At 69.6% G+C, this 18,586-nt stretch carries 14 protein-coding genes and 1 riboswitch; of the genes, 3 read left to right on the forward strand and 11 right to left on the reverse strand.

What is annotated here, in order from left to right; genetic code table 11:
* The first annotated feature begins 37 nt into the window (after positions 1-37).
* The gene (locus tag NUG21_RS20510) at positions 38-703 is read left to right on the forward strand and encodes a response regulator transcription factor (RefSeq protein WP_019797713.1); all 666 of its coding nucleotides are present in this window, start codon (positions 38-40) and stop codon (positions 701-703) included.
* A gap of 39 nt (positions 704-742) precedes the next feature.
* Here the strand turns inward: NUG21_RS20510 and NUG21_RS20515 are convergent, their stop codons facing one another.
* The 6 genes from NUG21_RS20515 to NUG21_RS20540 are packed head-to-tail and all read right to left on the reverse strand — an operon-like array spanning position 743 to position 6,971.
* On the reverse strand, positions 743-1,405 hold the full coding sequence (locus NUG21_RS20515; protein WP_019797712.1) for an epoxyqueuosine reductase QueH: 663 nt from the start codon (positions 1,403-1,405) through the stop codon (positions 743-745).
* Complete coding sequence (mmsB, locus tag NUG21_RS20520; protein WP_263391880.1) at positions 1,402-2,292, reverse strand: 3-hydroxyisobutyrate dehydrogenase; 891 nt, start codon at positions 2,290-2,292, stop codon at positions 1,402-1,404. Before mmsB ends, NUG21_RS20515 begins: the two co-directional genes overlap by 4 nt.
* The gene (locus NUG21_RS20525) at positions 2,289-3,476 is read right to left on the reverse strand and encodes an enoyl-CoA hydratase/isomerase family protein (protein ID WP_263391881.1); all 1,188 of its coding nucleotides are present in this window, start codon (positions 3,474-3,476) and stop codon (positions 2,289-2,291) included. Before NUG21_RS20525 ends, mmsB begins: the two co-directional genes overlap by 4 nt.
* Entirely contained in the window at positions 3,461-4,270 is an 810-nt protein-coding gene (locus tag NUG21_RS20530; RefSeq protein ID WP_242082792.1) for an enoyl-CoA hydratase, read from the reverse strand. Before NUG21_RS20530 ends, NUG21_RS20525 begins: the two co-directional genes overlap by 16 nt.
* The gene (locus NUG21_RS20535) at positions 4,267-5,445 is read right to left on the reverse strand and encodes an acyl-CoA dehydrogenase family protein (RefSeq protein ID WP_263393133.1); all 1,179 of its coding nucleotides are present in this window, start codon (positions 5,443-5,445) and stop codon (positions 4,267-4,269) included. The genes NUG21_RS20530 and NUG21_RS20535 overlap by 4 nt, the downstream gene beginning before the upstream one ends.
* An 11-nt stretch (positions 5,446-5,456) precedes the next feature.
* The gene (locus NUG21_RS20540; RefSeq protein WP_263393134.1) at positions 5,457-6,971 is read right to left on the reverse strand and encodes a CoA-acylating methylmalonate-semialdehyde dehydrogenase; all 1,515 of its coding nucleotides are present in this window, start codon (positions 6,969-6,971) and stop codon (positions 5,457-5,459) included.
* Positions 6,972-7,108: 137 nt separating this feature from the next.
* Positions 7,109-7,309, reverse strand: a riboswitch (cobalamin riboswitch).
* 44 nt (positions 7,310-7,353) lie between these two features.
* Here NUG21_RS20540 and NUG21_RS20545 point away from each other — a divergent pair.
* Together NUG21_RS20545 and NUG21_RS20550 are read left to right on the forward strand one after the other, a co-directional pair.
* Positions 7,354-7,524 (forward strand): hypothetical protein, encoded by a 171-nt coding sequence (locus NUG21_RS20545; protein ID WP_019797656.1) that lies wholly within the window; start codon positions 7,354-7,356, stop codon positions 7,522-7,524.
* A gap of 255 nt (positions 7,525-7,779) precedes the next feature.
* Positions 7,780-8,355, forward strand: coding sequence for a manganese efflux pump MntP (locus NUG21_RS20550; protein ID WP_242082790.1), 576 nt, complete (start codon positions 7,780-7,782; stop codon positions 8,353-8,355).
* Positions 8,356-8,448: 93 nt separating this feature from the next.
* Here NUG21_RS20550 and NUG21_RS20555 read toward each other — a convergent pair whose 3' ends face one another.
* The 5 genes from NUG21_RS20555 to NUG21_RS20575 form a co-directional block, all read right to left on the reverse strand.
* Entirely contained in the window at positions 8,449-8,580 is a 132-nt protein-coding gene (locus NUG21_RS20555; RefSeq protein ID WP_263391882.1) for a hypothetical protein, read from the reverse strand.
* A 103-nt stretch (positions 8,581-8,683) separates the two neighbouring features.
* Positions 8,684-9,163: a hypothetical protein gene (locus NUG21_RS20560; RefSeq protein WP_019796313.1), complete on the reverse strand. Its 480-nt coding sequence runs from the start codon at positions 9,161-9,163 to the stop codon at positions 8,684-8,686.
* A 134-nt stretch (positions 9,164-9,297) separates the two neighbouring features.
* A complete protein-coding gene (locus tag NUG21_RS20565; RefSeq protein WP_263391883.1) occupies positions 9,298-12,009 on the reverse strand; it encodes a TonB-dependent receptor in 2,712 nt (903 codons plus the stop codon).
* 324 nt (positions 12,010-12,333) lie between these two features.
* Positions 12,334-14,190, reverse strand: a complete 1,857-nt coding sequence (locus tag NUG21_RS20570) for a tetratricopeptide repeat-containing sulfotransferase family protein (protein WP_263391884.1) — start codon at positions 14,188-14,190, stop codon at positions 12,334-12,336.
* 122 nt (positions 14,191-14,312) lie between these two features.
* The gene (locus tag NUG21_RS20575; RefSeq protein WP_263391885.1) at positions 14,313-17,744 is read right to left on the reverse strand and encodes a hybrid sensor histidine kinase/response regulator; all 3,432 of its coding nucleotides are present in this window, start codon (positions 17,742-17,744) and stop codon (positions 14,313-14,315) included.
* Positions 17,745-18,586 lie beyond the last annotated feature (842 nt).

An 18,586-nucleotide genomic window follows, 5' to 3' on the forward strand; every position in this document is an offset into this window, starting at 1 on the left:
TACGAATCCCCAATCCCCAATCCCGAATCTCCGCCCCATGCCCACCCTGCTGATCGCCGACGACCATCCCCTGTTCCGCGAGGCGCTGCGCGGGGCGGTGCAGCGGGTGATGCCCGGGGTGCAGTTGTACGAGGCCGACAGTGTCGAGGCGCTGTACGCGCTGGCCGAGCGCCATGCCGATGCCGATCTGCTGCTGATGGATCTCAACATGCCCGGCGCGCAGGGCTTCAGCGCGTTGGTGCACATGCGCGCGCTGCATCCGCAGTTGCCGGTGGTGGTGGTGTCCGCGCGCGAGGAGCCGACGGTGATGCGGCGCGCGCTGGACCACGGCGCGTTCGGCTTCATTCCCAAGTCGGCCGATTCGGACACCATCGGCCTGGCCCTGGGCACGGTGCTGGACGGCGAGCACTGGGCGCCGCCGGAAGCGCACAACGTGCCGCCCACCGACCGCGCCGAGCGCGAGGTCGGCCAGCGCCTGCGCGAACTGACCCCGCAGCAGTTCCGGGTGCTGCAGATGCTCGGCGCCGGCAGCCTCAACAAGCAGATCGCCTACGACCTGGGCGTGTCCGAGGCCACGATCAAGGCGCACGTCACCGCGATCCTGCGCAAGCTCGGCGTCACCAACCGCACCCAGGCGGTGCTGCTGGCCGGCAAGCTGGCCATCGACAGCGACGCCATCGTGCTGCCGCCGGAAGAGGATTGAGCCGCCGGAAGCGCGCACGCCCCGGCCTGCACGCCACGCTCAGTCCGATGTCCCGCCCTCGTCGCCGTAGAACAGCACGCCGAGCTTGATCCGCTCGCGGCCCTGCGCGCGGCGGTGGCGATTGGTGTCGCGCAGCGAATACACGCAACCGCAGTACTCCTGCTGGTAGAAGCGCTCGCGCTTGCTGATCTCGACCATGCGCGCGGCGCCGCCGTGCTTGCGCCAGTTGTAGTCCCAGTAGGTCAGGTCCGGGTACGGGGCGGCCGCGCGGATGCCGCTGTCGGTGATCTGGCGCATGTCCTTCCAGCGCGAGATGCCCAGCGAACTGGTCATCACCGCATAGCCGTGCTCGTGCGCATACAGCGCAGTGCGCTCGAAGCGCATGTCGAAGCACATGGTGCAGCGGATGCCGCGCTCGGGGGCGTTCTCCATGCCCCGGGCGCGCGCGAACCAGTTGTCGGTGTCGTAGTCGGCATCGACGAAGGGCACGCCATGTTGCTCGGCGAAGCGGATGTTCTCCTGCTTGCGCAGCTCGTATTCCCGGGCCGGGTGGATGTTGGGGTTGTAGAAGAACACCGTGTAGTCGATGCCGGACTCGACGAACGATTCCATCAGCTCGCCCGAGCACGGCGCGCAGCACGAGTGCAGCAGCAGGCGTCCACTGCCGCCGGGCAGTGTCAGGCGCTCGCGGACAGTGCTCATGGCGCCTCCGCGAGCAGCTGGACGACGCTGGAGAAATCCAGGCCGCCGCGGCCCTGGCGGCGGTTCAGCGCGTACAGGTTGCGCGCCAGTTCGCCGAGCGGGATCGCCGCGCCGGTGGCCATCGCCGCTTCCGCCGCCAGGCCCAGGTCCTTGAGCATCAGGTCGCTGCCGAAGCCGCCGCTGTAGCCGCGCGAGGCCGGCGCCTGCTCCAGCACGCCCGGCCATGGGTTGCAGACCTCGGTGGCCCAGCTGCGGCCGGTGCTGACCGCCATCATCCGCGACAGCGCCGCCGGGTCCAGCCCATGCGCCGCGCCCAGCGCCAGCGCTTCGGCGGTCGCGGCCATGATCACCCCCAGCGCCATGTTGTTGCAGAGCTTGGCAACCTGCCCGGCACCGGCCTCGCCCATGTGGAAGATGTTGCGGCCCATCGCCTCCAGAACCGGCCGCGCGCGCTCCAGGGTGGCGGCCGCGCCGCCGACGATGAAGGTCAAGGTGCCCGCGGCGGCGCCGGCGGTACCGCCGGACACCGGCGCATCCAGCGGCTGCAGGCCGCGCGCCACTGCCGCGGCGGCCAGCGTGCGCGCCGAGGCGGGCGCAATCGTGCTGCTGTCGATGAGCAGGGCGCCCGCGGGAATGTGCGCGAGCAGTCCCTTCGCACCGAGGAACAGGGCTTCGACGTGGCGGCTGGCCGGCAGCATCGAGATCACCACCTCGGCCTCGGCGACCGCGGCCACCGCGCTGTCGGCCGCGTGCGCGCCGGCGGCGGCGGCGGCCGCGAGGGCGGCGGGGTTGAGGTCGAACACGCGCACCACGTGCCCGGCCCTGACCAGGTTGACGGCCATCGGGCCGCCCATGTTGCCCAGGCCGATGAAGGCGATCCGGCTCATGCGCTGGTCTCCGTGTGACGGCCGAGATCGGCCAGGGGGTGGGCCTGCGCCGGCCACGGCGCGTGGAAGAAGTCGTGCGCCCACGCCGCGGACGCGGCGTCGAGCGTGGCCGGCTGCCAGCGCGGAGCGCGGTCCTTGTCGATCAGCAGCGCGCGGATGCCTTCGGCGAAATCGCCATGCGCGGCGCAGTGCAAGGCGACGGTGTACTCCAGCCGGAACACCTCGGCCAGCGACAGCGATGCGGCGCGCTGCTGCAGCGCGAAGGCCAGCCGTGCCGAGCCAGGCGCGCCGGCGGCGAGCGTGGCCTGCGCGGTCGCGATCCACGGATCGGCGGCATCGAGGCCGGCGATCGCCGCCACCACCGCGTCCAGCGTGGGATGCGCGCAGGCATCGGCGATCGCCGCGGCGTGCCGCTGCAACGGACCGGCCGGCGCCGGCGTGGCGAAGCGGGCCAGCAGCGCGTCCAGCGCGCGCGCCGTGTCCTGCGCGGCGGCCGGCCAAGGCGTCTCCTGCAGGGCGGCCAGCACCTCCGCGCGCGCGGCCTCCGGCACGTGCACATCGGCCAGGCCGGCGTAGATCGCATCGCCGGCGCCCAGCGGCGCGCCGGTCAGGGCCAGGAACAGGCCCGCCTGCGCCGGCACCCGCGACAGCAGCCAACTGCCGCCGACGTCGGGAAACAGGCCGACCGTAATCTCGGGGAAGGCGAGCCGGGACCGTTCGCCGACCACGCGGTGGCTGGCGCCCGCCATCAGCCCGATCCCGCCGCCCATCACGATGCCGTGGCCCCAGCACAGCACCGGCTTGGGGAAAGTGTGGATGCGGTAGTCGAGACGGTACTCGGTTTCGAAGAAGGCCTCGGCATGCGCATCTCCGCGCGGGTCCACGTGCAGGGCGGCGCCTTCGGTGGCGCGCTCGCGCATCCCGCGATACAGCCCATGCAGGTCGCCGCCGGCGCAGAACGCCTTCTCGCCCGCGCCCTGCAGCACCACCAGCGCCACTGTCGGGTCCTGCGCCCACCGCGTCAGTTGCGCATCCAGCAGACGTGCCATCTCCAGCGACAGCCCGTTGAGGGTGCGCGGCGCATTGAGCGTGGCGATCCCGATGCGGCGGCCGTCGCCCCCGGCGCGCGTCTCGAACAGCACCGCGGCATCCTCGGCAGCGGAGGCGCTCACGCGTTGCTCCATACCGGCGCACGCTTGCCGAGGAAGGCGTTGACGCCCTCGGCCTGGTCGGCGCTGTCGAACAGGTCCACGAACGCCTCGCGTTCGCTGACCAATGCGCTCGCATGCGACTGCGTGCGGGTGGCCTGCACCAGGCGCTTGGCCGCGGCCACGCTGATCGGACTCTGCCGCGCCGCCTTGGCCGCCCATTCCAGCGCGCGCGCCTGCGCCTGCCCGGTCGGCACCACCTCCTCGACCAGGCCGATCCGCAGCGCGGTCTCGGCATCGACGCGTTCGCCGAGCAGGATCATGCGCTTGGCCCAGCCCTCGCCGACCAGCCGCGGCAGGTTCTGGGTGCCGCCGGCGCAGGGCAGCAGGCCCACCGTCGCCTCGGGCAGGGCCATCTGCGCCTGCGCCTCGGCGATGCGCAGATCGCAGGCCAAGGCCGCTTCGAGCCCGCCGCCCATCGCATAGCCGTTGATCGCGGCGATGCTGACGCCGCGGAATCCGCTCAGCGCCTCGAAGGCCTCGCCGAAGCGCCGCGCCGCCTCGCGCGCCAGCGCCTTGTCGCCGTCCGCGAACTGATTGAGGTCGGCACCGGCGCTGAAGAACTTCTCGCCGGCGCCGACGAGCACCAGCGCATAGATCTCGCGATCCGCGTCCAGCGCGCCGACCAGTTCGCCCAGCGCGCGCAGGCTGTGCACGGTCCAGGTGTTGGCCGGCGGATTGGACAGGGTGACCACGGCGGTGTGGCCGTCGATCTGCAGGCCCAGCCCGGTCCAGTCCCGGTTGCGGTAGGAGGTGTCGGCAACGCTCATCGCAGTTCCTCTTCGGTGTTCAGCAGGTGGCGCGCGACGATCACGCGCATGATTTCGTTGGTGCCCTCCAGGATCTGGTGCACGCGGCTGTCGCGCAGCAGGCGTTCGACCGGATACTCGCGGATGTAGCCGTAGCCGCCGTGCAGCTGCAGCGCGTCGTTGCAGATCGAAAAGCCCGCATCGGTGGCGAAGCGCTTGGCCATCGCGCACCACACCGTCGCATCGCGCGCGCCGGCATCGAGCTTGCGCGCGGCGGTGTGCACCATCTGCCGCGCGGCGACCAGTTGCGTGGCCATGTCGGCCAGGGTGAACTGCAGGGCCTGGAACTCGGCGAGCTTCTTGCCGAACTGGCGGCGCTCGCCCAGATAGCGCCGTGCCGCATCCAGCGCGCCCTGCCCCGCGCCCAGCGAGCACGCGGCGATGTTGAGGCGGCCGCCGTCGAGGCCGCGCATCGCGATGCGGAAGCCCTCGCCCTCCTCGCCCAGGCGATGCGCCAGCGGCACGCGCACGCCATCGAAGCTCACCGCGCGGGTCGGCTGGCTGTGCCAGCCCAGCTTGTCCTCGTTGCGGCCGTAGGCGATTCCCGCCGCATCGGCCGGCACCGCGAAGGCGCTGATGCCGCGCGCGCCGTCCTCGCCGGTACGCGCCATCACCACCAGCATGTCGGTCGCGCCGGCGCCGGAAATGAAGGCCTTGCTGCCGTCGATGCGGTAGCCGTCGCCGTCGCGCACCGCGCGGGTCTTCAGCGCGGCCGCGTCGGAACCGGCGCCCGGTTCGGTCAGGCAGTACGAGGCGAGCTTGCGGCCGCTGGCCAGCGCCGCGCCCCAGTCCTTGCGCACCGCCGGCGTGGCGAAACGGGTCAGCATCCAGGTGGCCATGTTGTGGATGCTGATGAAGGCGGCGGTGGACGGATCGACCGCGGCCAGCTCCTCGAACACGATCGCCGCATCCAGGCGCGACAGTCCGCTGCCGCCGGCGTCCTCGTCCACGTACAGGCCGCAGAAACCGAGTTCGCCGGCCTGGCCGATCGCCTCGCGCGGGAAGATCCCCTCCGCGTCCCAGCGCGCCGCGTGCGGCGCCAGTTCGGCCTGGGCGAAGCCGCGCGCGGCCTCGCGATAGGCGCGCTGGGCCTCGTCCAGGCCGGCATCGGCCGGCGGCTCCAGCGGCCACTGCATCGCCGCGGCGGTCATGACAGGCGGATCGTGGTGTTGACGCCCTGGCCGGCGCCGGCGTCGTCGAACCAGCGCGCGGTGACGGTCTTGGTCTGCGTGTAGAACTGCACCGCCTGCTTGCCGTAGGGACCGAGGTCGCCGAGCTTGGAGGCGCGCGACCCGGTGAACGAGAACAGCGGCACCGGCACCGGAATCGGCACGTTGATGCCGACCTGGCCGACGTCGATCTCCTCCTGGAATTTGCGTGCGGCGGCGCCGGATTGGGTGAACAGCGCCGTGCCGTTGCCGTTCGGATTGGCGTTGACCAGGGCGATCGCCTCCTCCAGCGTCGCCGCCTCCAGGATCACCAGCACCGGGCCGAAGATCTCTTCGTCGTAGATGCGCATGCCCGGCACGACCCCGGAGAAGATCGTCGGGCCGACGAAGTTGCCGTGCGCGAAACCGGGCACCGTCGGGTTGCGCCCGTCCAGTTCCAGCGTCGCGCCCTCGGCGATGCCGGTGGCGATCAGCGCTTCGATGCGCTCGCGCGCGCTGCGCGAGATCACCGGTCCCAGGTCGGTGCCGGGCTCGCTGCCGGCGTTGACCTTCAGCGTCTGCGCCCTGGCCACCAGGTCAGGAATCCACTGCTGCGCCGCGCCGACCAGCACCACCGTCGAGGCGGCCATGCAGCGCTGGCCGGCGGCGCCGAAGGCCGCGCCCACCAGCGCGTCGAGGGTCTGCGCGCGCGGCGCATCCGGCAACACCACCGCGTGGTTCTTGGCGCCCATCATGCATTGCACGCGTTTGCCGGCCAGCGCCGCGCGCTGGTACACGTGGGTGCCGACCTTGGTCGAACCGACGAACGACAGTGCCTTGATGTCGGCGTGATCGCACAGCGCGTCGACCACCTCGGCGCCGCCATGCACGACGTTCAGCACGCCCTTGGGCACGCCCGCCTGCAGCGCCAGTTCGACCAGCCGCATGGTCACCAGCGGATCCTGCTCGGACGGCTTGAGCACGAAGGTGTTGCCGGTGGCGATGGCCATCGGGAACATCCACAGCGGAATCATCGCCGGGAAGTTGAACGGGGTGATGCCGGCGCACACGCCCAGCGGCTGCAGCAGCGTGTAGGTATCCACGCCGTTGGCGACGTTGTTGGCCAGTTCGCCCAGTTGCAGGTTGCCGATCGCCGCGGCCTGTTCCACCACTTCCAGGCCGCGGAAGACATCGCCTTCCGCATCGGCCAGGGTCTTGCCCTGCTCGCGGGTGAGGATCGCCGCCAGCTCGCCCATGTGCGCCCGGATCAGCTGCTGGTAGGTGAGGAAGATCCGCGCGCGGACGCCGATCGGCGTCTTGCGCCAGCTGGCGAACGCGCGTTGCGCAGCGGCCACGGCGGCGTCGACTTCCGCGGCGGTGGCGAACGGCACGCGTGCGAGCACGTCCTGGGTCGCCGGATCGACCACCTCGCGCCATTGGCTGCTGCTGGATTCGACGAACGCGCCGTCGATCAAGAGCTTGACGGTCGCCACCTCGGCGCGGGTCCGGGTCATCTGGTTCACGGGTCCTGTCTCCTCATCGCATCACCACCGGGCGGGCGGCGATGGACAGGACAAGCGAACGCGCGGCGCAGGGCCCCGACGTCGTTCGGCTCGTCAGGTTGCCCACCGCAACACCCGAGAAAGAACGTCGCAGGACGTCCGCGTCAGGCCGGTCTCCGGGCTTGCGAGCAATGCGCGATCGCATTACCCCGACACCTTCCCGCTTGCGCAGTGGTCTGTTGTCGGGTGTTCTCGCCTACCGTTGCGGGGGCAGCGCCGGCATCGGACCGGCTTCCCGTTTCACCCGGCGCATCTTGCGACGACCAGGCACCTGAAGCGTGGCCAGTGTAGTCGCGCCGCGGCGACGGCAACACGCTGCAGCGCAGCGCGCGGTGTGGGCGCCGGCACGCAGCGCGCGAATGCCGACAGCGCAGAAGCGACGTTCGCCACAGCGACGGACGTGCACGACAAGCGTGCACAGGACCGCAGCGACAACATCGATCGCCGCCGCACGATCGCCGCCGCAGCGTTCCGCACGGATGCCCGCCAGCACGTGCCGCTATAGCCGATGCTAAGAAGAGAAGCTGCAGGTTCGCGTGCGTTCCAGGGATGTTCGCTGCAGTTGGCGACTGTTAGACTGCGCGTCCCCTTGGGGAGTAGCCTGCTGTCCGCCCGGTGCGGACGGCGCCCGTATCAACAGACTCGGCCGATGCGCCGTGGTACGGGCAGCCAGTTCGGTTGGCGAGACCAGCGGCGAGTGCGCAAGGCGATGGCCGGGCGCGCGCGCTCGTCGTTGTCGCCTGTCCCGGTACGGTTCCCCATGTCGTTTCTTTCGATTCTGCTGCTCGGCATCGCCATGTCGACCGACGCCTTCGCCGCGGCGGTCGGCAAGGGCGCGGCGATGCAGCGGCCGCGCTGGGCCGATGCGCTGCGCGCCGGCCTGATCTTCGGCTGCATCGAGGCGCTGACCCCGGCGCTGGGCTGGGCGCTGGGCCAGGCCGCGGCCAAGTATGTGGTCGCCTTCGACCACTGGATCGCCTTCGGCCTGCTCGGCGCGCTGGGCGTGCACATGATCGTCGCCGGCCTCAAGCCGGAGACCGACGCGCCCGAGGACGCCGCGCCCAAGCGCCACGGCTTCTGGAACCTGGCCGCCACCGGCTTTGCCACCAGCATCGACGCGATGGCGGTCGGCGTCGGCCTGGCCTTCCTCGACGTGAACATCGTCGAGGTCGCGGCGATCATCGGCCTATGCACGCTGACCATGGTCACCCTGGGCATCATGCTCGGCCGCGCGCTCGGCACGCTCGCCGGCAAGCGCGCCGAGATCGTCGGCGGCGCGCTGCTGATCGCGATCGGCAGCACCATCCTGTTCGAGCATCTGCATGGTGCAGGTTGATCGTCGTGGCGCGCGCTTCGACCGGGATTGGGATTCGGGATTGGGGATGTGCGGCGACGATGCGTGCCGATCATGCCGTGACGGCGCCTTGGGTCAGGCCGGCTTGGCGGTGAATTCCAGGTAGGTGGACAGGATGTACTTGTCGCCGTTGCGCGGTGGCAGGCCGGCGTGCAGGAACATCGAGCGTGGGCGCGGAAGATCAGCAGACGCCCGGCTCGATACCACGCGTCAACTGTGGCCATACCCAATTGGTGAGGCCAAGCCGCGTCTTCAGAGATGGCATTGCCCCGCGCCACCCAGGCAGTTGGGTGGCGCGACGCGATACGGGTCAATTCTGCGGGAAGAATCCATAAATCGTTGTTACTCCGCCAGAGTCGGAGAAGCTTTCGACAAAGCTGGCAACATCGCCTTTCATTGAAGCTTCCGCTTGCGCGCGTGCAGGAACGGCTCTGACATCCGAATCCCGCTCGACACCTCCATCGATCAAGTCATTGAAGGAAGTGACTGGAAGATTTTTGATCGTGTAGTAGTGATCGACAAGGAGGTAGCCGCCAGGTGTCTGCGTGTACTTCTCGACCTGGACTTGATTGCCTACCTTGACCGGCCCCCAACCGTTACTGCTTGCTGCGGATGCGTAGGCGCTCAGCGCGATCTTCACGTAGCCCAGCACGGCGTCCGTATTTTTCGCCACTGCGCAGTCGGCGCATTGAATGAATATCTCATCGACCCTGTCGGTGACGACGGTGGCACTTGCCCCGAAGGACGAGGCCGACAGCACTGCACCCAGCAGACCATATGCAAATTTCATGAGCTAAATCCTTGCCGTTGAAATTGAAGAAATTTTCGGGGAAATCCTCACAGGTACCAAGCTGACAAATACACCACATTTGGCATCGGCGCCCCATCAAGGAGCGCCGACGCCATTGCCTCTGCAACAACCGGTTAGAACTTGTACGTGGCCCGCATCCAGTAGTAGCGGCCGAGCGTGTCGTAGGTGCTCACGTCGGTGTTCGCGTTCAACACGTTGTTCTGGTACATCATCGGCGGCTGCTTGTTGGTCAGGTTGTCCACGCCCAGATCCAGGCGCAGGTTGGCGCCGGCCATGTCGTAGCCCACCTGCAGGTTGTGGTACATGTAGCTGCCGTAGTCCAGCACCACGCCCTTGAACTGGGCGTCGGCGGACATGTTCTGGCTCAGGTCGCCGCTGCCGACCTGCATCTTGCCGATCCAGCGCGTGGTCCAGCTCGCGTCCCAGTTGCCCAGCTTCCAGCCGACCAGGGCATGCGCGCGCCAGTGTGCGTAGTTGCCGTAGGACGAGTTGTAGCGGCCGGCCATGTGCACCACCGTGTCCCCGGTGTCGATGTCGTAGCGGTGCAGGTAGGTGCTGTCCACGGCCACGGTGAACTTGCCGTAGTCGGTGGTGGGCAGCGCGTAGCTCGCGCCCAGGTCGATGCCCTGGGTGTTGAGCTTGCCGATATTGACCACCGGCGTCTGGATGTGGTCGATGTTGCCGGCGCTGACGCTGCTGGCGGGATAGCGGTGGATGTAGCTGCAGTACGGGCTGTTGTTGTCGTTGTAGCAGAGGTCGGCCACGGTCTGCGCGGAGATCGGCTGGATCAGGTCGTCGAGCTTGACCTTCCACCAGTCGAGGTTGACCGACAGGCCCGGCACGTACTCGGGGCTGTAAACCAGGCCGTAGTCGAACGAGGTGCCCTTCTCCGGCTTGAGCTGGTAGCCGACATAGGTGGCGCCGGACTTGATCGCATTGGTCTGCGACAGGCCCGTGCCGCTGAAGCCCGCCGGCACGCCGGCGCAGGCGTTGGCATGGCCACTGCCGCTGTAGCCGACGCACGGATCGATGAAGTTCGGCGCGTCGGCGGTCGGGCCCTGGTAGATATCGGTAATGGTCGGCGCGCGGAATACCTGCGCTGCGGTGCCGCGCACCATCAGGTCGTGGATCGGCCGCCACTCCACCTGGAACGAAGCGCTGTTGTTGCCCGAGCGCACGCTGCTGTAGTCGGAGTAGCGATCACTCAGGGTCAGGTTGAGCGCGCCGATCGGCGAGGATTGCTCCAGCACCGGCAGGAACAACTGCGCATAGGCTTCCTTGACGTTGAAGCTGCCGCTCAGGGGTGAGGCACAGGCTTCGGAGGAGACCGCGCAGGTATTGTCGCTGTTGATCAGCGCGTTGGCGGACACGCTGGAGCTCAGGCTCTCCTTACGGTACAGCGCACCGACTGCCAGCTGCGCGGCACCGGCCGGCATGTCCCACAGGCTGCCGTTGGCGCTGGCTTCCCATTGCCGCATGATGGTGGTCGTCTCCTGGCGCGGAATCGACTCGTTACTCTGCAGCCAGGCGACCGTGGTCGGGCTGGTCTGGTCCAGGATGTTGACCTGCCCCGCATTGATCGCGTTCTGCAGCGCCGCGTAATCGACGTAGCCGTGGCTCCAGTTGCGCTGGCGGTAGTGGCCGTAGTTGAAGTTGGCATCCCATACCCAGCTGCTATCGCCGATGCCGCCCTTCAGGCCGATCACGTCCTGATCGGTGGCGGTGTCGTAGAAGCCCTCGCGCTGGCCGAGCGAGGTGAAGCGGGTCTGATACTCGTAGCCGTTGGGGCCGAACTCCACGCCGAACGGGTTGTACGGGTTGTTGGCGGCGATGGTGATGCCGTCGTTCTGCGCGTCGAGCGGCAGCGGCGCGATCGCAAAGTTCGACATGGTGTGGTTGTGATAGGCGTTGACATACGCCTGCATCGAGTCGGTGATGTTGAAGCTGCCGAGCACGAAGCCGCCGACCCGCTGCTGCGGGGTCAGCAGCAGGTTCTGCGCCTCGTAGTTGTAGGAATCGGTGGAAGAGCTGTAGCACTTGTAGCCGCCGCTGCCATTGCCGGTCAGCGCGCCATCGGGCTTGCAGCCGTTGGCCGCCAGCGTCGCCGCCGGCAGCTTGTAGTAGCCGCTCGGCGTACGCGCGGAACCGCCCTTGTAAACACTGCCGCTGGACAGGTACATCGCGTACTTGGAGAACGCGCGGTTGGCGGTGGAGACGTCCTTCTGCTTGTTGTAGTCCAGGCCGACCACGACGTTGCCGCGGTCCCAGGTCTTGCCGAAGGTGAAGCTGCCGCCCTGGCGCGCGCCGTCGCCGCGGCTGGTCTGGCCGTAGTTGGCGGAGACTTCGCCGCCTTCGAAGTTCTTGCGCAGGATGAAGTTGACCACGCCGCCGATGGCGTCGGAGCCGTACATCGCCGAGGCGCCGACCTTCAACACTTCGACGTGGTCGATCATGTTGGCCGGGATCGAGTTGACGTCGTTGTTCTGGATGCGGTGGCCGTCGATCAGGATCAGCGTGCGCTCGTCGCCGAGACCGCGCAGCGAAATGGTCGAGGCGCCGTCGCCGCCGCCGTTGTTGACCTGCGGGTTGGTCGCGGCGCCGGCGATGCCGGGCAGCGCCTGCAGCAGATCGCCCAGGGTCTGCTTGCCGCTCTGCTGGATCTGCTGGCGATCGACCACGGCGACCGGGCTGGCGGTCTCCACATCCACGCGGCGCACCAGCGAACCGGTGACGGTCAGCTTGTCCAGGGTCACCGGCGCATCGCCGGACGCGGGCGCCGCCGGTGCAGCGCTCTGCGCGTAGAGCGTGACGGGAAGCGTCGCCATGGCCAGGCAAACGGCGTGAGCGAGTCTGTTCTTTGCTACGGACATCGGGAAGACCTCGTGTGATGTGCGACAAGCGCCGGCACTGTGCGCCGCGCGCGAACGTCCCGAACGCACCGAAGGTGCGGCGGGCGAATGGATGCCTCGGGCCAGCGGTCCATTACGGGGCCGTCAGGCACTTGTTAGTTTTTTATAAGAAGGGTGTTGTTTCGGTGTGCCGGCGTGCGCCAGCGGCTGACAAAAACGCCGCTACACCCGGGTGCAACGCTCCCTGCGTTTTCGCCGTTCAACCGGCAGACGGGAACGGTTCAGACAAGCGCACGCGACTCAAGCGCCGGCGTAGTCCCAGCGATCCAGGAACGGTTGCAGCACCGGCAGCACCGGTGCGAAGGCATCCCGGTAGGCGTGCCAGCGGTCCATGGCCTTGCGGTTGATGCCTTCCACCACCTGCGCATAGCTCGGCGTGCTGATGAAGCCCTTGCCTTGCGCATGCCGCTGGAACTCCAGCAGTTGCTCCGGTTGCGGCAGGTGCAGGAACTGCCCCAGGCGCGCCACCTGCGCCTGCGGGTCGGCGACCAGATCCTCGTAGCGCAACTCCAGCGTGCGCGGCTGCAGCAGGGCGGCGTGATACAGCCAGAACTCCATCGCGTCGGCATAGCCGCGGGCCAGCCGTGGCAGGCTGGCGCACAGAAGGGCGAAGGCCGGCGAGCGGAACGCCTGCATGTAGCAGCTCAGCAACACGTCGCAGGGATGGCGCAGCGCCAGGATCACTGGCGCCTCCGGGAACAGGCGCCGGATCAGCGGCAGACGCAGCAGGTTCAGCGGATTCTTGTCGACCAGGCGCTGGCCCGGCTGCAGTTGCACCACCCCGCGCACCGCCTGCCAGTACTCGGCGCGCAGCGCGTCGCAGGCGGCATCGTCGAGCTCGCCCAGTCCGTCCGGCCAGGCCACGCCGCGCGCCTCCAGGCGATCGGCCAGCCCCTGCAGGAACGGCCGCTCGTCCATCGCCACCAGTTGCGGGTGGGCGTCGAGCATCTGCTCCAGCAAGGTGGTGCCCGAGCGCGGGAAGCCGACCACGAAGATCGGCGAATCCAGCATGGCCGGCGCCGTCACCGGCCGCGCCGCGGCATGGCGCGCCGGATCCCAGCGATGCCGTGCGACCGGCAACGGCGGCGCATCCGCCGCCGCCAGTTCCGGCACCAGTGCGGCCAGGCCCTTGACCTGGCCGGCATGGCCCTGCGCGCAGGCGTCCAGCGCTTGGTCATACAGGCCCAGGCGATCGCAGACCCGCGCCAGGGCGAAGAACAGGTTGCTCTGCTTGCGCCGGTCCACCGCGCTGCCGGTGGCCAGCAGCCCCCGCAGCAGCGCATGCGCCTGCGGCCAGTGGCCATCGCGCATGGCCAGCACCGCCAGCGCATTGCTGGCGTCCTGACGCACGTCGGGGTCGTCGATCCGCTCCGGCGGCGGCAGCTGCGCGGCGGCCTCACGCGCCTGCGGCAAACGGTTGGCGCGTTCGAGCACCAGCACCAACCGCGACCAGGCCCGGGCCGGCTGCGCCATCGGCCCCTCGGCGCAGGCGCGCAATAGCGCGCAGGCCGCGTCGGTCTCGCCGCCCTGCGACAACAGCCAGGCCAGTTCCACGGTCGTGTCCGGGTCCAGCGGCGGCCACTGCCGCCAGTCGGCGATCAGCGCCTGCACGCGCTGGAAGTCGCCGCATTCGTGGCAGGCCATAGCCGCGTGCACGCACAGCGGCGGCGCCTGCGGCGCCAGCGCATGCGCATCGAGCAGGTGTTCGCGGGCCGCGGCGTAGTCGCCGGCGTCCATCGCCAGCAGGCCCAGGTTGTGGTGCGGCAACGGATCGTCCGGCGCCAGCGCGCGGGCGCGCAGATAGGCCTCGCCTGCCGGGCCGGGTTCGCCGGCTTCGCGCAACGCCGTGCCGAGGTTGTTCCAGTGCGCGACCTCGTGCGGTTCGCGCTCGGCCAGCCCGCGGTACACGGCGGCGGCCGGCGCCGGCTGGCCCTGCATCTGCAGGCTCATCGCCAGCAGGCTGCTGGCCAGCACATCGTCCGGGTGCTGCCGCAGATAGGCGCGGGCACCGTGTTCGAGCGTCTGCGCCTGGCCGGCCTCCAGCGCCGCCAGCAGGTCCGGGAGCGACGGCATCGTGGTGGTGTCCGGGGAGGTCATGCGCGGGCGGGTCGTGAGTGATCCACCACCTTAGCCGCCCGCCCGCGCCGTGCGCCACGCCGGCCGCGCCGGCGGCCGCCACACAGCGCATACATTGTCGTTACAAAGGCGCGCGACGGCTCCTAGATCGGATCGTGGTAGGCGGTGAGGAAGGCGCGCAGCGAGGCCGGCTTGACCGGTTTGGTCAGCAGCCGGTAGCCGCGCTCGCGGGCCTGCAGCTTCAGTTCGTCGCGGCCGTCGGCGGTGAGCAACGCGCCGGCCACCGGCCCGGGCATCGCCTCGCGCAACGCATCCAGGGTCTCCAGGCCGTCGAGCCGGTCGTGCAGGTGGTAATCGACCAGCATCACGTGCGGCGCGCGCGCGGCCTGCGCCAGCGCCTCGTCCACGGTGCTGGCACAGATCACCTCCACCTGCCAGCGGCCGAGCAGCGCGCGCATGCCGTCGAGGATTTCCTGGTCGTTGTCCACGCACAGCACGCGCAGCCCGGCCAGCGAGTCGGCCGCGGACGCCGCGCGCGCCGGGCGTTGCTGCGCCTGCGGCGGCGGCGCCGCCCGCGGCACGGTGATGGAGAACATGCTGCCGTGGCCGACGCGGCTGCGCGCATCCAGGTCGTGGCCGAGCAGGCGCGAGATGCGCTGGCAGATCGACAGGCCCAGGCCCAGCCCCTGCTCGCCCCAGTCGAACGGCTGCTGGTAGCGCTGGAACTCGTCGAAGATCTGCTGCATGTGGTGCGGCGGGATGCCCGGGCCGGTATCCCAGACCTGCAGTTCCAGCGCCGCGCCGCGGCGGCGCATGCCCAGCACGATGCGGCCCTGGCGGGTGTAGCGCAGCGCGTTGGCGAGGAAGTTCTGCAGCACCCGCCGCAGCAGCCGGCGGTCGCTGCGCACCCACAGCGGCCGCGCATACACGTGCAGGCGCAGGCCGCGGCCGGCGGCGATCGGGCTGTACTGCGCGGCCAGTTCGCGCAACAGCAGGCCGGCATCGACGTCCTCGATGGTCGGGCGCAGGCCGCCCGCATCCAGCCGCGACACGTCGAGCAGGCCGTCGAGCAGCTCCTCGGCCGCACGCAGCGACGCGTCCACCCGCTCGGCCAAATGCCGCTGCTCCTCGTTCTGGTGCGCATCGCGCAAGGCCGAGGCGAACAGCCGCGCGGCGTTGAGCGGCTGCAGCACGTCGTGGCTGATCGCGGCCAGGAAGCGGGTCTTGGACTGCTGCGCCAGCTCGGCCTCGCGCGAGCGCTCGGCCACGCGCTGCTCCAGGGTCTCGTTGGCCTCCAGCAGCGCCTGCTCGGCGCGCTTGTAGTCGGTGATGTCGTTGTAGCTGGTGACGTAGCCCCCGCCGGGCAGCGGCTGGCCGCGCATCTCGATCACCTTGCCGTCGCTGCGGGTGCGTTCGAACACGTGCGGGGTGCCGGCGCGCATGTGCGCGATGCGGCGGGCGATCTGGTCCTCCACCTGGCCTCCGCCCAGTTCGCCGCGCTCGGCGTTGTAGCGGATCAGGTCGGCGACCGGGCGGCCGACGTAGAGCATGCCGTCGGGATAGCCGAACATCTGCTGGTAGCGGCGGTTCCACGCGGTCAGGCGCATCGCCGGATCGACCACGCTGACCCCGGCGCTGATGTTCTCCAGCGTGGTGGACAGGATCTCGCGGTTGAAGCGCAGCTCCTGCCCGGCCTCGTCGAGCACCGCCACCACTTCGCCCAGGTCCATGCCCGAGCCGCGCAGCAGGCTGGTCAGCACCAGGCGCGCGGAGGCCGCGCCGATCGAGGCGGCGAGCAGGCGCTCGGTGAACTGCACCCAGACGCGGTCGGCCACGGCCGTGGGCTGCGGCTCGCGGCCAAGCAGCTGCGCCTGTTCGGCGAAGGCGCGACGGGCGTGGCGCTCGCCGACCATGCGTTCGGCCAGCGCCTGCAGGTCGACCACGCGCACCTGCCCGAGCCAGTCGCCGGCCACCGCCGGGCGCTGCGAGTACGGCTCCAGGAACGGCGCCGCGCGCAGGCGCTCGTCCAAGCCCGGGCGCCAGCGCGCCGACACCAGCATCATCGTGCCGACATTGACCAGCAGCGACCAGAACGTGCCGTGCGCCAGCGGGTCCCAGCCGCTCATCCCGAACAGCTGCTGCGGGCGCAGCCAGGAAATGCCGAACGGCCCGTCCAGCAGCCAGGCCTGCGCCAGCCAGCCGGCCTGGGTCAGCGCCGGCAGCAGCAGCGTGTAGATCCAGGTGGCGAAGCCCAGCACCATGCCGGTCTCCACGCCCTTGCGGCTGGCGCCGCGCCAGTACAGCCCGCCGATCACCCCGGGCGCGAACTGCGCCACCGCGGCGAAGGCCATCAGCCCGTACGAGGCCAGCGTGGTGTCGTTGCTGCTGCTGCGGTAGTAGCCATAGGCGATCAGCGCCAGCAGCAGGATCGCCAGGCGGCGGATCCACAGCACCTTCGAGGCCACGTCGGCGCCGGCGGCCTGGTGCCCGCGGCGGCGCAGCAGCACCGGCATCACCAGGTCGTTGCTGATCATCGTCGCCAGCGCGATGCTGGAGACGATGACCATGCCGGTGGCCGCGGAGAAGCCGCCGACGTAGGCGACCAGCGCCAGTGCGGTGCGGCTTTCGGCCAGCGGCAGCGCCAGCACGATGCTGTCGTCGGCCACGTCGCCGCCACCGAACAGCGCGATGCCGGCCGCGGCGATCGGCACCACCATCGCCGAGATCAGCACCAGGTACAGGCCGAACAGCCAGCGCGCCTTGCGGATGTCGCCAATGTCGCTGCACTCCACCACCGCCACGTGGAACTGCCGCGGCAGGCACACCAGCGCCAGGAAGCTGAGCAGGGTCTGCGAGATGAAGCCCACCGGCGGCGTGTTCTGGAACAGCGTGCGCGTCGACGCCAGCACTTGGCCGCCATCGCGCGCGGACAGCCAGACATAGGCGAACACGCCCACCGCCACCATCGCCAGCAGCTTGACCACCGACTCCAGCGCGATCGCCAGCATCATGCCGTGATGGTGCTCGGTGGCATCGACCTGGCGGGTGCCGAACAAGGTGGCGAACAGCGCCATCCCCAAGGCCACGTACAGCGCCGGATCTGCATAGAACGGCGCGCCGGCGCTGGACTGGCCGCTGAGCACCTGCAGGCTCATCGCCACCGCCTTGTACTGCAGCGCCAGGTATGGCACCACGCCGACCAGGGCGATCACCGCCACCAGCGCGGCCAGGCGCCGCGAGCGGCCGTAGCGCGAGGAGATGAAGTCGGCGATGGACACGGTGTTCTCGCTGCGCGCGATCAGCGCCAGGCGCTCGACGATGCGCCAGCCGAACAGCAGCATCAGCAACGGCCCCAGGTAGATCGGCAGATAGCCGGCGCCGTTGCGCACCGCGCTGCCGACCGCGCCGTAGAAGGTCCACGACGAGCAGTACACGGCAAGCGCCAGGCTGTACACCGCCGGCCGCAGCCACGGCCGCTCCGGGTACAGCGGACGGCGATCGCCCCACCACGCCACCGCGAACAGCAGCGCCGCATAGCCGACCGACACCAGCAGCAGGATCCAACTGGAAACCAAAGGCGAGTCCCCCGACGATGGGTGCAGTCTAGAGCGTGCGCGGCGTTTCGGCATGGTCGGGAGTTCGGGGATCGCTGCGTCTCGCTTGGGCTGCGCGTGCACCGGGCTGGGCGCCGCGAGGCAGGTGAGGCGGCGGCTGCCCATACACGTAACCGCGCTTCCCTTGGCAGGCATACCGCAGGCTTTGCTTCTGCTATTGCTTTGCTGTTGATTTATGGGGTCCCTCGGCGCGACAGCCACGGCGGGGTGTGCTTGACCAGCCTTCGGCTGTGGTAGAGCGCTTCTTTTGGTTACTTTTCTTTGGCAGAAGCAAAGCTTTCGCCTCACGGCGAGTTACTTTTCTTTGCTCGCGCAAAGAAAAGTAACCAAAAGAAAGCGCGCCCTGCCTACGCGCCCTCCGCGCTGCGCGCTCCGGGTCCGCGTCCATCACGGGGATCCGCGGAAGGGGCATCCTGCCCCTGCCGCGGACGGCGTACATCCATGTACGCCGCCCTTCGGGTTTTTCCCCGCGCTGGCCGCCGCTTCGGAAGGGAACCCCGATAAGGCAAAGGCAACAACCAAAGCAACAGCACAGCACAGGCGCAGGCGCAGGCGCAGGCACAGGCGAAGCCATCATGGAGCTACAGCAATGCGTAGGAGCGGCTTCAGCCGCGACGAACGAGGCCCGATGGTCTCGAGACCCACCTCGGGCCTCGCGCCCTATTCTTGTCCGAGATCTCCTTCTCCCATGGCAGCAGCCGCTTCACGCGCCGGCCTGCCACGTCCAGCACGGGCAATATCCACCTGCAGCCAGCCACGGCAGCCCGCCCGGCGCCCGGGCTAAGATGCGCGCGGTGACCACC

Source organism: Xanthomonas sp. CFBP 8445, assembly GCF_025666235.1.
Lineage (GTDB): Bacteria > Pseudomonadota > Gammaproteobacteria > Xanthomonadales > Xanthomonadaceae > Xanthomonas_A > Xanthomonas_A indica.

Coding starts and splice junctions, on each gene's coding strand:
- NUG21_RS20510 (WP_019797713.1), top strand. CDS start 38: ATGCCCACCCTGCTGATCGCCGACGACCATCCCCTGTTCCGCGAGGCG.
- NUG21_RS20570 (WP_263391884.1), bottom strand. CDS start 14,190: ATGACCTCCCCGGACACCACCACGATGCCGTCGCTCCCGGACCTGCTG.
- mmsB (WP_263391880.1), bottom strand. CDS start 2,292: ATGAGCCGGATCGCCTTCATCGGCCTGGGCAACATGGGCGGCCCGATG.
- NUG21_RS20565 (WP_263391883.1), bottom strand. CDS start 12,009: ATGGCGACGCTTCCCGTCACGCTCTACGCGCAGAGCGCTGCACCGGCG.
- NUG21_RS20530 (WP_242082792.1), bottom strand. CDS start 4,270: ATGAGCGTTGCCGACACCTCCTACCGCAACCGGGACTGGACCGGGCTG.
- NUG21_RS20535 (WP_263393133.1), bottom strand. CDS start 5,445: ATGCAGTGGCCGCTGGAGCCGCCGGCCGATGCCGGCCTGGACGAGGCC.
- NUG21_RS20550 (WP_242082790.1), top strand. CDS start 7,780: ATGTCGTTTCTTTCGATTCTGCTGCTCGGCATCGCCATGTCGACCGAC.
- NUG21_RS20560 (WP_019796313.1), bottom strand. CDS start 9,163: ATGAAATTTGCATATGGTCTGCTGGGTGCAGTGCTGTCGGCCTCGTCC.
- NUG21_RS20540 (WP_263393134.1), bottom strand. CDS start 6,971: ATGACCCGGACCCGCGCCGAGGTGGCGACCGTCAAGCTCTTGATCGAC.
- NUG21_RS20515 (WP_019797712.1), bottom strand. CDS start 1,405: ATGAGCACTGTCCGCGAGCGCCTGACACTGCCCGGCGGCAGTGGACGC.
- NUG21_RS20525 (WP_263391881.1), bottom strand. CDS start 3,476: ATGGAGCAACGCGTGAGCGCCTCCGCTGCCGAGGATGCCGCGGTGCTG.